This window comes from Pseudoalteromonas sp. NS-SX12 (genome assembly GCF_057367955.1).
In genome coordinates, this window is sequence record NZ_CM170635.1 from 151,130 (window position 1) to 165,166 (window position 14,037).

Annotated in this window: 15 protein-coding genes; 12 read left to right on the plus strand and 3 right to left on the minus strand. The window is 38.0% G+C overall.

What is annotated here, in order from left to right:
• The first annotated feature begins 10 nt into the window (after positions 1-10).
• The 4 genes from AC2IOM_RS14900 to AC2IOM_RS14915 all read left to right on the plus strand — a co-directional run bounded on the left by AC2IOM_RS14900 (position 11) and on the right by AC2IOM_RS14915 (position 4,276).
• Positions 11-331 carry a DUF5455 family protein gene (locus AC2IOM_RS14900; protein ID WP_486360238.1) on the plus strand — a complete coding sequence of 107 codons (321 nt, stop codon included), beginning with the start codon at positions 11-13 and terminating at the stop codon, positions 329-331.
• Between the two features lie 2 nt (positions 332-333).
• A complete protein-coding gene (locus tag AC2IOM_RS14905; RefSeq protein ID WP_486360239.1) occupies positions 334-1,590 on the plus strand; it encodes a zonular occludens toxin domain-containing protein in 1,257 nt (418 codons plus the stop codon).
• Between the two features lie 278 nt (positions 1,591-1,868).
• The gene (locus AC2IOM_RS14910) at positions 1,869-2,285 is read left to right on the plus strand and encodes a hypothetical protein (RefSeq protein ID WP_486360240.1); all 417 of its coding nucleotides are present in this window, start codon (positions 1,869-1,871) and stop codon (positions 2,283-2,285) included.
• Between the two features lie 206 nt (positions 2,286-2,491).
• Positions 2,492-4,276 (plus strand): ATP-binding protein, encoded by a 1,785-nt coding sequence (locus tag AC2IOM_RS14915; protein WP_486360241.1) that lies wholly within the window; start codon positions 2,492-2,494, stop codon positions 4,274-4,276.
• Here the strand turns inward: AC2IOM_RS14915 and AC2IOM_RS14920 are convergent.
• Positions 4,273-4,524, minus strand: a complete 252-nt coding sequence (locus AC2IOM_RS14920) for a hypothetical protein (protein WP_100915196.1) — start codon at positions 4,522-4,524, stop codon at positions 4,273-4,275. The two genes, AC2IOM_RS14915 and AC2IOM_RS14920, sit on opposite strands and share 4 nt — an antisense overlap.
• Before the next feature lie 484 nt (positions 4,525-5,008).
• Between AC2IOM_RS14920 and folE the strand changes: the two genes are divergently transcribed.
• Positions 5,009-5,650 (plus strand): GTP cyclohydrolase I FolE, encoded by a 642-nt coding sequence (folE, locus tag AC2IOM_RS14925; protein WP_054978838.1) that lies wholly within the window; start codon positions 5,009-5,011, stop codon positions 5,648-5,650.
• Positions 5,651-5,706: 56 nt separating this feature from the next.
• Here folE and AC2IOM_RS14930 read toward each other — a convergent pair whose 3' ends face one another.
• Positions 5,707-6,117: a hypothetical protein gene (locus AC2IOM_RS14930; protein WP_486360242.1), complete on the minus strand. Its 411-nt coding sequence runs from the start codon at positions 6,115-6,117 to the stop codon at positions 5,707-5,709.
• A 179-nt stretch (positions 6,118-6,296) separates the two neighbouring features.
• On the opposite strand from AC2IOM_RS14930, the gene AC2IOM_RS14935 reads away from it, so the two are divergent.
• The 7 genes from AC2IOM_RS14935 to AC2IOM_RS14965 all read left to right on the plus strand — a co-directional run bounded on the left by AC2IOM_RS14935 (position 6,297) and on the right by AC2IOM_RS14965 (position 12,666).
• Positions 6,297-7,145: an endonuclease/exonuclease/phosphatase family protein gene (locus AC2IOM_RS14935; protein WP_486360243.1), complete on the plus strand. Its 849-nt coding sequence runs from the start codon at positions 6,297-6,299 to the stop codon at positions 7,143-7,145.
• Positions 7,135-7,497: a DUF5329 family protein gene (locus AC2IOM_RS14940; protein WP_486360244.1), complete on the plus strand. Its 363-nt coding sequence runs from the start codon at positions 7,135-7,137 to the stop codon at positions 7,495-7,497. The genes AC2IOM_RS14935 and AC2IOM_RS14940 overlap by 11 nt, the downstream gene beginning before the upstream one ends.
• A gap of 252 nt (positions 7,498-7,749) precedes the next feature.
• A complete protein-coding gene (locus tag AC2IOM_RS14945) occupies positions 7,750-9,552 on the plus strand; it encodes a DEAD/DEAH box helicase (protein WP_100915200.1) in 1,803 nt (600 codons plus the stop codon).
• A 151-nt stretch (positions 9,553-9,703) separates the two neighbouring features.
• Positions 9,704-11,113 (plus strand): COG3014 family protein, encoded by a 1,410-nt coding sequence (locus tag AC2IOM_RS14950; RefSeq protein ID WP_486360245.1) that lies wholly within the window; start codon positions 9,704-9,706, stop codon positions 11,111-11,113.
• 9 nt (positions 11,114-11,122) lie between these two features.
• Positions 11,123-11,551, plus strand: coding sequence for a YcfL family putative periplasmic lipoprotein (locus AC2IOM_RS14955; protein WP_105172898.1), 429 nt, complete (start codon positions 11,123-11,125; stop codon positions 11,549-11,551).
• A gap of 37 nt (positions 11,552-11,588) precedes the next feature.
• Positions 11,589-12,188, plus strand: a complete 600-nt coding sequence (lpoB, locus tag AC2IOM_RS14960) for a penicillin-binding protein activator LpoB (RefSeq protein WP_010559160.1) — start codon at positions 11,589-11,591, stop codon at positions 12,186-12,188.
• Between the two features lie 10 nt (positions 12,189-12,198).
• Positions 12,199-12,666, plus strand: a complete 468-nt coding sequence (locus AC2IOM_RS14965; protein WP_486360687.1) for an outer membrane lipoprotein — start codon at positions 12,199-12,201, stop codon at positions 12,664-12,666.
• A 278-nt stretch (positions 12,667-12,944) separates the two neighbouring features.
• On the opposite strand, the gene AC2IOM_RS14970 is transcribed toward AC2IOM_RS14965, so the two are convergent.
• A complete protein-coding gene (locus AC2IOM_RS14970; RefSeq protein ID WP_486360246.1) occupies positions 12,945-13,994 on the minus strand; it encodes a S1C family serine protease in 1,050 nt (349 codons plus the stop codon).
• Between the last annotated feature and the right edge of the window lie 43 nt (positions 13,995-14,037).

Here is a 14,037-nt window from a genome sequence, read left to right on the forward strand (position 1 = left end):
GGAGAAATTTATGGGTGTTATTGCTTCTTTTTTTGGTGCTATTGTCGCTTGGTTTGGTCGTTTAATTGGTGTTGCAGTTGGTCGCAAGCTTACATTAGCAACTATTTATATAGGTCTTTACGTGGCACTAGTTGCTGGTTTAACTCTTGGCCTTAATGGTGTTTTACATGGCATCGCGGTTAGTGCGCCAGCAAACGCAATGATTAACGCTGGCTTGTCACTGTTACCACCAAATACAACACAATGCATTACGGCCATTGCAACAGCGCATGGAATTGTATGGATTTTCGCATTTAAAAATAAATTACTTAATATCAAAATTAAGGCGTAATTATGGCACGATTTATTGAGGGTTATCGTGGCTCTGGTAAGACAAAACTTGCTGTATCTCTTATCCAAAGTCATTTGAGAGCAGGGCGTAAAGTCGCCACTAATTTAGATATTAACTTAGACAAATTGGTGCCTGAGCTTCCTAACGCGACCTACACACGTATTCCTGACTTTCCACGTTCTGTTGATTTATACGGTCTTGGTAATGCATATCCAGAGTTGGATAGTGAAGACGCTTCAACGTATGACGAAAATAAGTTTGGTATCGTTGTGGTTGATGAAATGCTAACTAGTTTCAATAGTCGAAATTGGAATGAACCCGACAGGCCAGAGGTCGTCAATTGGTCTGTTCAGTCTCGCAAGTTCGGTTGGCATCCATGCTATTTAGGCCAAGACATAGACGCAGTTGACAAACAGATTAGGGAAACAATTATTTCCGAGCTTTGGTCGTGTCGTTCTTCTGATAATTTGTTCCCTGGTCTTTTTTTTAAAGCCTTTATTAAGCCTTGGTTTAGCAAGTTGGTTAATCGTTTCCATTTGGTTAGTAAGTACGACGGTAAGAAAAAAGATAAAGCTCATTTTAACGGCACTGATTACTACCGAAAGAATTATTTGCACGACTGTTACAATACAGCGCAACAGTTTAAAAAAGATGTTCAGTTAATACCTAACGGTACTAAAAAGCCTATTGAACGAGATTTAAGAGCGACTTACACTGTATTAAGTCCTAATTATTTTAAGGCTAAATATCAAGAGGGTAATTCAAGGGTCGAAAAGGATGATTCAAAACCTAATACAGCAGTACAATCAACTAAGCCACCTTTACCCATTAAGCAGATGGTTTTTTTGGCTATTTGTTTTATCGGTTGGTTTATATATTACAAAACGGGTGAGACACAAGTATCGTCTGAACAAGATAGCCAAACGCAGGCCAGCCAAGTTCAATCAACCAAGAAAGAATCTAGCACCGGTAATAAAAATTCGCAGACTGAAACAGCACAAGCGAGGTATTTTATAACCTGCGCGGTCGGTAGAACTGGAGGACACATCACATATTGTTTTGAATTGGATGGTCATCCATTCGACCCATTTTCAGTTGGTGCAGCCATTCAGCAGTTAAAACCGTGTCTGGCCTATTTGCATTTTCCTGATGAACCTAAGCAAAAAGTAACATGCAATCCAGTTACACAGCAGACTTATACCGCAGCTTACGACAACACAGACACATTAGAGCAACTAGATGAATCGGCTATCTTATAGCGTTGTGGCTGCGCTTGTCGTAGTCCAATGCTATGAGATAGCGGGATTATTAAGGGGCTTGCCCCTTGATGCTAAACTATTACACAACCTAACCCGTTCACCAAAATTAAACGGGCAAAATCAGCGACACTTGTATAAATGTGGTTGGTTCGCCCCCTGCTAAACCAACAAAATGTATAAATTAAAAAACGTTGTCATACAGTATTTGAATTTAATTGCATACAATCTTGTTGCGCCAATAATTCAGCCCTTAACCACTGAAATATAAGGAGTTAATAATGGTTAAGGTAGACTTTGAAAGTCAATTCTATTCACTATTCGGCACTGATTATGAGTTAGCAGCTATAAAGCTCGGTAAATCTTCGAGGCAAATAAGGCGTTATATCGAATCTGGTCGTGTATGCCCTACTATAAAAATTCTTGTTGATATTATGTATCGAGGTTATTTACCAAACACTAATGGTTGGCAAGATTCTTATATCGATATTAATGGGGTTATGTGCTCACCATATGGCAAAGTTACATCTGGTGATTTGGCTTATGTTCACAACTACAAATGGGCAGCACATAGGTCTACTGAACAGCTCAAAAAAGCAAGAAAAAGGATCGCTGAATTAGAGCAGTTATCAAATAGTGATGATATACAAGATGCGTTACTCGACATCGTTGCTAGATTGGCTAAAAAAGCGGTTTAACTTGACAAAACGTCATTTTGGTATCTATCTATAACTTATTAAAATATAAAGGGAATATTGCTATTCCCTTTTTTATACATACCGTACATTATGGGCTTTTAGGTGTGACGCCATTGCTTATCAACCTATACCAATTCTTTAGTGCAATTTTCGAATTATGTTCTTAACTATATAAAGAATAAATTATTTTATAAATTACGTTTTACATGAGTGACATAAAAAAACAACGTCAATTACTCAGCATATACACAATTGCGGTTATTGTAACTGCTATCGCGCTTACATTCGTCTCACTGTATTTTTATAGTCAGGTTGATAAGCAATGGCGTTTGTATTCAACTGATGCACAGCAAGTATACTCATTACATGACAAGCTTATGCAAAAAATGGGATACGGCGGATTCATTCATAATTTTAAAAATTTAGTATTACGTAAAGACGTTGATCGTTACCTGCCATTACTTAATCAAAACCTACAAGACATAAAGTCTACTTTAGAAAGGCTTAAGCAGTTTAATCAGTATACACCTGAGTCAATTAATATCATTAGCAAAACGGTTAATGCCTACGAACAAAAGCTAAATGTCGTTTTAGTTATGGTTAGCCAAGGTAAAACCAGTGAACAAATTGATGCGGTTGTTAAAGTTGATGATTTACCCGCACTTAAAGCGCTTGCACAGTTTGATAGTGAACTTAAATCTCGTTTAACAAAGGAAGGAAAATTAATTAACAACCACTTTTCTTTGGCCTATAGCGTTCATATTGCCAGTATTGTGATTTTTCTTTGTTTGTTCGCTATTTATTTTATTAAATTAATATCGGCAAATAATAAAGAACACGAACTAACAAACAAAGCTTTGGAGGGCGCGCGCGTTAAATCCGATTTTCTTGCAAATATGAGTCATGAAATTAGAACACCGTTGAATGGCATTATGGGAGCATTGCAATTACTACAAGGGAATTTAAAACAAGGTAAAAACATCGACTTAGCTTCAAAGGCGTTGTTTTCTTGTAGAGCTTTATTGACCATTATTAATGATATTTTGGATTTTTCTAAAATTGAAGCCAAACGGATCAATATTGAACAGGTTGATTTTTCTTTGGTTGACGTTTTGGAAAGTTTGTCGTCTAACGTTTTACCGTTAGCGACCGAAAAACGCATTTCATTTACCATAGAAAAAGATAAAAACATCAGCGATTTATGGATTGGCGATCCGGTTCGTGTCGGTCAAATCTTACTTAATTTAACGTCAAACGCAGTGAAATTTACTGAAACCGGTGGTGTTACGGTGTCTGTTTGCCGCAAACAATTACATAACATTAACGGCGTGAGTTTTGTGGTAACCGATACAGGGATAGGCATGAGTGAAGACGCTTTATTTCAACTTTTTGAACGATTTACCCAAGCCGATTCGAGTATTACCCGCAAGTTTGGTGGCACCGGTTTAGGAATGGCAATTACAAAAAGCCTTGTTACTATAATGGGAGGGGAAATCAGCGCAACAAGCACCATTAACCAAGGTACGCAGATATCTGTGTTTTTACCATTAGCGCAAAGCAAAAAAAATACGCTGGTGAGTGAAGAGCAAACAATTACCCCACCCGATTTAAAGCATCTATCAATTTTAATCGCGGAAGATAACGCACTTAACACCGTTATTATCAAAGCTATGATGGAGGCAACTAATGCAACACTTCACTTTGTCACTAACGGCGCTGATGCAGTAGAACAATTTACAGCGTTATCACCCGATTTAATTTTAATGGATATTCAAATGCCAAAAATGGATGGCATGGAAGCGTGTCGTCGTATAAAAAGCGAAAATGCCGATGTTCCAATCATTGCGATAACGGCAAATGTGATGAAAAACGATGTATTGAACTATCACCGCATCGGCTTCAATAGCCACATCGCTAAGCCAATTGATAAAAACGTGTTGTATAAAACGTTAAAAAGCTTTGTTGATAATTCAAATGTACTGGATGACTAAGAGTCGTAAGTTTCTTGTATCGCTTTGATATGCTTAATGTGTTGTTCAGACGCAGCATCAATATTGTTGAATTGGCTTTCTAACATGCCGGTGCTTACGCCTACTGCGATAATAAGTGCTGATGCTAAGGTAACGGATACCTTGGTGGTACGAGAGGTATTAGTAAAGAAATAATAAACGAGCCAAAGCAGAAATAAGTAAACAACAATCTGCCAAGCATAATTAAAAAGGGACTGAACTAAATCCATAGTATGTACTTCTTTACTAATCGTGAAGTTATTCTACCAAGAAGCGAATTTAAATTCCTATTTATTTTTGCCCGCTTTCTTAGCTAAGAATTTTCCAAAGAGATTGAGTAACAAAACAAACAGAATTACTACAGAGAGTAACGCAAGTAATTTCATAATAAGCACTGACTATTTATTCATAGATTCTACAAAACTACCCTACTTATTTTCACTTTACTAGTTTTAGCGTTAAATACATTTGTGTGTGTAAATTAGATATAGGTATTAGAAAATAAACTATTTATGAAGTGTTAATAGCGTATTGCCAAATAAGTGGCAGTGTATAAATTAAGCAAAGTGGTTGTTTTGAAATATAGAATTCATTTTTATGATTGTGAATTTTGGCAAAATCTCTACAATATACCCCTTTAAATGCGTCGTTAATCATCTCAATTACTATTGATTGAGGTCACTGGCTATCGTTCAGCCATATTTAGGAAGTAACATGATTTCCAAAGAAGCCACTCTTGTAAAAGAAGCGCTTATTGCTAAGGGGTTAGAAACACCTCTCAAAGACGTAGGCCTTAGTTCAGAACAAAAATATGACAAACTAAAAGGCTTATTTACAGAAGTTGTTGATACACTTGGGCTTGATCTTAATGATGATAGCCTAGCCGAAACGCCACATCGCATTGCAAAAATGTATGTGCATGAGATTTTTTCGGGGCTTGATTACGAAACCTTTCCAAAAATTGCGTTAATTGAAAATAAAATGCAAGTAGATGAAATGGTTAAAGTGAATAACATTTCACTAACGAGTACCTGCGAGCATCATTTTGTTACCATCGATGGTTACGCCAAGGTCGCTTATATTCCAAATGAAAAGATCATCGGTCTGTCTAAAATCAATCGTATTGTGCGCTTTTTTGCTAAGCGCCCTCAAGTACAAGAGCGATTAACACAGCAAATACTCATTGCTTTACAAGCTCTGCTTGAAACTGACAATGTCGCAGTATCAATTAACGCAACTCACTATTGTGTTAAAAGCCGTGGTGTAATGGATGCCACGTCTGAAACATCAACCACTGCATTAGGTGGCGATTTCAAAACCAATAGCAATACTCGCGCTGAGTTCTTAGCGAATTAATACAAAAAAAGGTGTGATTAAAAATCACACCTTTTTTAATTAAATACAATTTTACTTTAGCTTGCAGTATTAATGCTTTTCACAAACTCAGTGACTGGCATGCCATTACACGTAAGTGCTTTAACATTCTTGCTTCGCTTCGCAACCGCTTTAACACCAAGCTTAGCCGCTTTTGCACATAATTGCGTCGCGTCACTATCATCTACTAAATTAAACTCTTGCGTTGAGTTTTGATTTTCTTTTTGCGTTTTAGCAAAGGTTTTAAGTGAAACGCCATTACACGCAATATCTGAATAATGTTCACTGATAAATACGCCCTGCTCTTTTGCAAATGCTTTAGCAGCTTGAAATCCATTCGTTTTGGCTACATTACATACAGAAGTATAGAATGTATCTTTAGACACATCGTTGCTTGCAAAGGCAAATGACGACATAGTGAGAGTAAGTACTGAAATGAACTTAAGCATAATATAGCTCCTAAATGAATTTTGAGCGAATTATATACACTAAATTTAGTTTAACAATGGAAAATATAGCTAAAACCAAACTGTCTACAAATTAAACTAACTCAGTGATCATTAAGCTCACATCATTAACAAGCTGTTTTCATATTAACGATGAAATTAGCAAGCTAAAGGTGACCAATTTGCAAAAAGTATTTAAGTTAACCATTTTGATGATAAGCGTCTGGTGTTTAAATGTTGCAGCCAGTAGTTATTGTGATAACACTCGCTCTGCCTCACATACTCAGAAAAATACAGTTACGGTAATGAGCGCCAACATCGCCCACGGGCGCGGTACTAATTTCTCTCAGATAACCAGTTCAATTGAGCAGATTAAAACAAATTTAAACGCGATTGCGACAAAGGTGAATCAAATTAATCCCGATATTGTTGCGTTTCAAGAAATAGACAAAGCCTCTTGGTGGAGTGGTCAATTTAGTCATGTGGATTACTTATTAAAACGAACAAATTTTCAAAATTACGTTTCTACGAGTCATGTAAAAGCCTGGTGGGGAGACTATGGAACCGCGCTTTTTTCTAAACTTCAGCTTATAAATTGTGATGGCATTACGTTTGCCCCAAGTTGGCCTACAACTAATAAGGGCTTTAGTTACGCTAAGGTTAATTTAAATAAGCAAACTCAAGATATCATTCTGGTTTCTTTGCATTTAGATTTCTCGAGAGCATCAGTACGTAATAAGCAAATTAAGGAACTTCTAACCACACTTAAAAATTTGGACGCCCCAATTATAATTATGGGCGACTTTAATACCGATTGGCGTTGGCAAAATTCAATCGTTAAAACCTTATCAGATAACTATGGCTTACGTATTTATAACGCACAGTCAAATAAACTAAATACCTTTGGCTCAAAAAGACTGGATTGGATAATGGTATCTAAACACTTTAATATTAAGTCATATTACAATGTTGAAGACACTTTATCGGATCATGCCTTTGTTGTTGCGGAGCTTGAATTCAATGACCTATAAAATAAACATTAAACTAAGTACATTACTATTATGTTTATCTTCGTTTGCCCACGGAGCAATGCCGCTTGAGGTGAAATTTTTAATAAACGAGATAAAACAAAGCGATTGTTTGTTTATACGTAACGGCGTTTCCCATTCTGCGAAACGTGCCGCTGAGCACCTAACATTAAAATATAATAATGGAAAATCATACGCACAAAACGGGAAATCCTTTATTAAAAATCTCGCAACTAAAAGCGCGTGGACGGGTATAGCCTATAAGATAAAATGTCCTAATAAAGAAGCTGTTAACAGTAATGAGTGGTTAAATAATGAACTGATCAATTTTAAAAAATCAACGCGAAACCGCTAAATTACTTGCATTGGCAGTATATTACTGTATAGTGCACCAACTCCGGCAAGCGCTGTGTTTTGGGACTTTATCAGCCAATCGTCGGAATGAACGCTAAATTACGCGTTAACTGTGTGACGAGGTAAAGACCAAACATAACTAAAATAGCTAACGCTATTTGGGTGCTATATGCTGCCATGTATATTTCTACATTTTGGCCTCTACCTCCGTGTATCTTATTTAGGCGAAAGCCGCAAAAAAGTTGAGTAGTAGATGTCAAACGACAAAATTTTATTCGAAGAACTAAACCTTCCTACCCCTATTCTAAGTGCAATTACAGAACTCGGTTTTGTAGAGCCAACTCCAATCCAACAACAGTCAATTCCGGCATTATTAGCAGGTAAAGATGTACTAGGTGAAGCGCAAACAGGTACAGGTAAAACTGCAGCATTTGGTTTACCACTACTAGCACGCCTAGATGCAAACCTAAACGCACCACAAATGTTAGTGGTATGTCCTACACGTGAGCTTGCTATTCAGGTAGCAGAAGCAATTACAGATTTCGCTAAAAACATTCGCGGCTTAAATATTGCGACTGTTTACGGTGGCCAATCTTATACTATCCAAAACCGCGATCTAAAACGTGGCCCACAAATTGTTGTAGGTACACCAGGTCGTATGATGGACCACATTGAAAAAGGTCGTTTAAACCTAGACAACCTAAAAGCATGTGTATTAGATGAAGCAGACGAAATGCTTAACATGGGTTTCTTAGACGATATCGAATGGATCTTAGACCATGTACCAGAAGATACGCAGATGGCGTTCTTCTCTGCAACTATGCCAGCACCTATTAAAAAAATTACGTCTCAGTTCTTAACTGATCCTGTTCACGTTAAAATTGCTGTTGAAAAACAAGCAAAAGCTAACATCACCCAACGTGCATGGCGTGTAGGTGCTATTGGTAAAACAGCAGGTCTTGAGCGTATTGCAGAAGTTGTTGATTACGACGCAATGATTGTTTTCGTACGTACTCGTAACGACACCTTGACGCTAGCCGAGCACCTTGTAAACAAAGGCTTCAAGGCAGCAGCACTAAATGGTGATATGCAGCAGCAAGACCGTGAACGCATCGTTGACCAACTTAAAAATGGTCGTATTCACATTCTAATTGCAACCGATGTTGTAGCGCGTGGTCTTGACGTACCACGTATCAGCCACGTAATTAACTACGACTTACCATTTGATAGTGAATCATATGTTCACCGTATCGGTCGTACTGGTCGTGCCGGTCGTGAAGGTGAAGCGATTTTATTTGCATCACACCGTGAAATGCGCCTTCTTAACCGTCTAGAACGTGCAACTGAAGGTCAGATCACGCCATTCGAAATGCCCGATGCAAGCCAATTAAGCAAGCACCGCATTGAAAAAACAAAAGAAAAGCTACTAAGCGTTGCAGCAAGCCCGAACCTTGAAAAATACACTGAGGTACTTGCAAAGTTCACTGAAGAAAGTGAAATTACAACGGAACAATTAGCAGCTGCAATGTTGTATCAACTACAGCAAAAACTACCACTATTCCCACAAGCGGATCCGGTAGATAAGCGTGGCGCACGTGATGGTCGTCGTGAAGGTGGCCGTGAGCGCGGTGGCAGAGATGGTCGTCGTGAAGGCGGTCGTGAACGTCGTAATCCAGGTGATTTCGCTACCTATAAATTTGCAGTTGGTCGTGCACAAGGTGTTAAACCAAGTGACATCGTTGGCGCAATTGCTAATGAAGTACGTATTAATTCTCGTGAAATCGGTAATATCAAACTGTTTGATAACCACTGCCACGTTGAATTACCAAAAACGTTGCCTAGCCAAGGTTTTGAAAAATTAAAGAACGTGACAATTCGTCGTCATAAAATTAACCCAAGCATTGTTGAAGGTGCAACGGGTCAATACGATTCTGAAAATCGTGGTAAGCGTCCACCTCGTAAACGTGAGCGTAGCAACGACGATCGTTCTATTAAAACATTTAAAAAGAAAAGCAGACCAAGAAGAGATGAGCGTTCAATGCCGACGTTTAACTAATTAAGGTTAGCTCCACAAAAAGCCATGCATTGCATGGCTTTTTTGTTATTAATCACTTACAAATTTCAACAACATAAAACGTGAAATAAACTATTTAGACGCTCATACTGTATATGAATTTAATTTAATGAATATGGCTGTTAGGTGAAATTTGCGTTTAGTATTTCATGCTTCAATTATTACATGTGCACTGGTGTTTTTGTCTGCTTGTAGCAGCATAACCAGCGGACAGCTATTTTCCAACTACACTGAACAACTCACCCCTGCGCGTAACGCATTACAGAGCGCAAACATGCAACAAGCCGCAAGTTTGCTACCAACACATTCAGCAAATAACGTATCTAATACGCTAGGTCAGCTTGAAAATGCAAGGGTGTCACAACTCTCTGAAAATTACACAGACAGCAAAGTTGCATTCGAAAACGCCCTGCATCAGATTGATAAACAAAATTTTGCAGCAAATATTGAAATCAGTGAAGGATTGCAAACAACGGCGTCGTTTTTAACTAATGACAATGTAAGAGACTACCGGGTTCCCTACTTTGAACAAACTATGGTGCACACGCTGCAATCGCTTAACTATGTCGCTTTAAAAAATATAGAAGGTGCGTTAGTTGAAGTTAGACGCGCTAATTTAGTACAGCAACAGGCACTTAAAAAAAATCAAAACGAATTAGAAAAAGCAGCAGCAAAAACATCGTTAGATTTAAACGACCTATACAGCCGCTATCCAACTATGGACGATATGATTGGCTCGGTTAAAAATGGCTTTCAAAATGCGTTTACGTTTTATTTGTCAGGGTTTTTATACGAAGCTACGGGTGAATACAATGCCGCTTATATCGATTACAAACGTGCAATCGATATATATTCTGAAAACACCTATTTACAGCAAGATATTTTGCGTTTAGCTAAGTACCTTGGCTTTGATGACGAATATAACTATTTCAAATCGCGATTTAATGCTGATTTTCCCCAAACGAAGAATAACCAAGTGCCAGTGCTTGTGTTAATAGAGCAAGGCTTAATTCCTGAAAAAACAGAAGCACGTATCGATTTGCCAATATTTACATCCCGCGATGATATTCGTTTTTATAGTGTTGCATTACCAAGTTATGCAAATAACCATGAATACGCAGCACCTCTATCTATTAATATTGGCGAACAAACATTACAAAGCGAAACAATCGTTAAATTGTCAGCCCTTGCGGCAAAAGATTTAAAGGAGCGTATGCCCGGAATCGTTGCAAGGCAAATAACACGGCTAATCGCAAAAGAGCAATTTAGAAAAAGCGCCGCGCGCAACGGCGGTGATGTTGGCAATATAATCGCAACACTTTACAACCTTGCTAGCGAGCGTGCAGATACTCGCTCGTGGTTAACGCTTGCGAATAATTATCAAATTGTAAAAACGTATCTTACAAGCGGTGAGCATACGCTTTCGATAAATTTAAATGGGATAACACATCCCGTTTCGTTTTCAACAGATGGTAACAAATCCGTTTTGATTAAGGTCGTTAATCTAGGTTCGACATTAAATACAACGGTTTATACGATATAGGTGATGAATATGAAAAACATAATTGGCATTTTAATTTTCTTTGCGTTGTTACAAGGTTGTGCCGGCAAGCCCGTCACATCTGGAACAGGAACCGAACAGATCACAGCAAACGATAATTGGCAGGCGCATTTAAAAGTTGATAATCCAACACTTGCAAAACGATTAGTCATTTCAAATGTACTCACGCGTACAACTAATGGCCTGCTTGACGTAAATTTAGAATTAACCAGCAGCTATAAAAAAACGCAAAACCTGCAGTACCATTTTAATTGGTTTGATAAAGACGGCTTTGTAATTGAGCAAGGTAAAGAGCCGTGGAAGTCATTGCCACTTCACGGTCATCAAGTTGTAAATTTAGGTGCAATTGCACCAACAAAAGACGTTGTGAAATTTCGTTTGTATGTACGCGAAATCAACGAAACAATTTATCGCTTTTAGTACATAACCTCTGTGCGAAAAATATTAAGGAATTACTATGAAAAACAGTTTACTTACATTAAGCCTATTAACCACGTTAGCGATTAGTGGGTGTGCAAACCGAGAAGTGGTGACATATGGCGATGCAACAGAAGTAGAAACAGTCGACATTGGTTTTGGTTCAACCGACTTACAAAAAGTTGCGGCTGAAATGACGGATTCGCTATTGGTTTCTGCTGCAATGAAAGAGTTTAGTCAAAATGGCAGACCTATCTTTTTCGTTGAACGTATCAAGAACAAAACCAGCGAACACATAGATACAGAATCAATTACAGACTCTATCTCAACTAAACTATTACGCTCTGGAAGCGTGCGTTTTGTTGATATGGCACGTGTTGAAGCAGCCCGTGAGCAATTGACGTTTCAGCAAGATGGAGGCATGGTGGATCAAAGTAAGGCGATTGCTTTTGGCCAGCATGTTGGCGCTGAATATATGTTATATGGCAATCTTTCAAGCATTGTAAAATTCAACAAAGACAAACAAGATGTTTATTATAAATTCACCATGCGATTAATGGACCTTAAAACTGGCTTAGTTGAATGGGCTGATGAAACAGAGATCCGTAAAAATCGTGAGAAAAAACGTGTAGGTTGGTAATGCTATGAATATGCGCATTTTTGTCATAATTTCGACACTCGTTTTAGCTATAGTAAGTTTTCAAACCCTTGGTTATGAGCGTAACAAAGCGGTTCCCGTAGAAAAAGTGGTTTATGGCAAAGTAGAGACTGTTCGCCATATTACTGATACTGAATTGATACGCGATAAATCAGCTGGTTGGAAACACTTTGGTGGAGCACTTATCGGCGGTGTTATTGGTAATCAATTTGGTGATGGCAGCGGTCAAGTTGCCGCAACCATACTGGGCTCAATCATTGGCGCGTCGATTGCTAAAAATAATGTTCCGAATTACCGACAGCGCACTGTAAAGTTGATTGAAATGATGATTTTAACTGAAGATAAACAACGCGTTATGGTAATACAAGATTACGACAGCCACATGCAATTTAGCAAAGGGTCAACGGTAAGAATCGTTTATCTACAGTCAAATACCGTGCGTGTTGATACCGCTTACTAAATAAATTGAAAATATAAGATTGGAATTGCGGCGATTGCCAGTACAAGAATAAAGTACAATATGATGTCTTTATGAACAGATCCTTTGCCTTGTGATTTTGCCATTATTAAACTCCTTTTAATGTGACGTTATCATAAGTATAAGCTACCTGAAAAGAAAGGGTTAAATATTCTTTTTTATTTGTAGCGCGTTCGATATCAACTTGTTAATTAAGGTAATAATTAGCACCTTTACGATACTAAGGTGCTAATTTTATTTTTAACTTTGAGCTTAATGTTTTACATAAGTTTAATTTTTAAATTTGGTAATGCTGCTTCAAGTTCTATTTCATGACCTAAGCGCAACACTTTAAACGTTACTTTATCGCCACCTTTCAGTGAACGCATATAATTTAGAATATTAAGATAATTTTGTTCTTCACCCGTTAATATATGCGGGCCAATCGACAAAACAACATCACCCCCTAAGATAATTGGGTTGTTATCGATAATGGCTGGCACTATTCCGCCTTTAAGCCCGAGTTTTTCCGCAAAACTTTGCGTAGTTACTTTTTCAACTAATAACCCTGCTCGTTGCGGAATATTTAATGCAGCCGCCATTACCGGTGTTAAAAATGTGTATTCAAAACCAAACCACACCATAGGTTGCGCGATTAAAATATCTTTAACCATTGCAGTGCTTGCTGCAAAACCGAGACCTTCGTTACCGCCAGAATGAGATTGGATATAGCTGACAACACCAATTAATTCACCATTTTCTAAAAATAACGGGCCACCGGAATTACCTTGGTTTATTGCAGCGTCTGTTTGAATAAACTCAATCTTATTAAATCCAGGGCGCTGATAAATGCGTTTACCACTGAAGTGCCCTACTGTTAATGTGTGTTCTAACCCATAAGGCGTGCCAATAACAAACACCTCATTACCAATTTCAGCTTTATTTGAATCCCCCAGTTTTACAAACGGAAAATCAGTTTCGTTGCTGATCAATTTAATTAATGCAATATCCGCAGCTTCAAAACTAGCCAATACTTTTGCTTTGTAAGTACCGCGTTCTTTTACCGTAACCGTAAGTTCATCTGCACTATTTACTACGTGCGCCGCGGTTAATATTAAACCTTGTTGATTTATCAGCGTGCCTGAGCCCAAGCTGCTCGCAGTTTTGGTCACTAACTTGTCGTCTTCAGCTCTTACTTCTTGGCTGTCTGAATAAATAATAACGACAGATTTATCGAGCTTTTTATAAAGGCTACTATAATCCTTTGAAAAAGCAGAAACACTAACAAATACCATCAATAAAAGCGCTGGCTTAAGTATATTTTTAAACACGACTATTCCTTAGGGTGTAATTGAGTCGTGTTATTTTTGAGTG

Bases quoted from the DNA above. Each gene is read 5' to 3' on its own strand.
- folE (WP_054978838.1), top strand. From the start codon at position 5,009: ATGATTTCCAAAGAAGCCACTCTTGTAAAAGAAGCGCTTATTGCTAAG.
- AC2IOM_RS14945 (WP_100915200.1), top strand. From the start codon at position 7,750: ATGTCAAACGACAAAATTTTATTCGAAGAACTAAACCTTCCTACCCCT.
- AC2IOM_RS14900 (WP_486360238.1), top strand. From the start codon at position 11: ATGGGTGTTATTGCTTCTTTTTTTGGTGCTATTGTCGCTTGGTTTGGT.
- AC2IOM_RS14955 (WP_105172898.1), top strand. From the start codon at position 11,123: ATGAAAAACATAATTGGCATTTTAATTTTCTTTGCGTTGTTACAAGGT.
- AC2IOM_RS14930 (WP_486360242.1), bottom strand. From the start codon at position 6,117: ATGCTTAAGTTCATTTCAGTACTTACTCTCACTATGTCGTCATTTGCC.
- AC2IOM_RS14940 (WP_486360244.1), top strand. From the start codon at position 7,135: ATGACCTATAAAATAAACATTAAACTAAGTACATTACTATTATGTTTA.
- AC2IOM_RS14905 (WP_486360239.1), top strand. From the start codon at position 334: ATGGCACGATTTATTGAGGGTTATCGTGGCTCTGGTAAGACAAAACTT.
- AC2IOM_RS14920 (WP_100915196.1), bottom strand. From the start codon at position 4,524: ATGGATTTAGTTCAGTCCCTTTTTAATTATGCTTGGCAGATTGTTGTT.
- AC2IOM_RS14965 (WP_486360687.1), top strand. From the start codon at position 12,199: ATGCGCATTTTTGTCATAATTTCGACACTCGTTTTAGCTATAGTAAGT.
- AC2IOM_RS14915 (WP_486360241.1), top strand. From the start codon at position 2,492: ATGAGTGACATAAAAAAACAACGTCAATTACTCAGCATATACACAATT.
- AC2IOM_RS14910 (WP_486360240.1), top strand. From the start codon at position 1,869: ATGGTTAAGGTAGACTTTGAAAGTCAATTCTATTCACTATTCGGCACT.
- lpoB (WP_010559160.1), top strand. From the start codon at position 11,589: ATGAAAAACAGTTTACTTACATTAAGCCTATTAACCACGTTAGCGATT.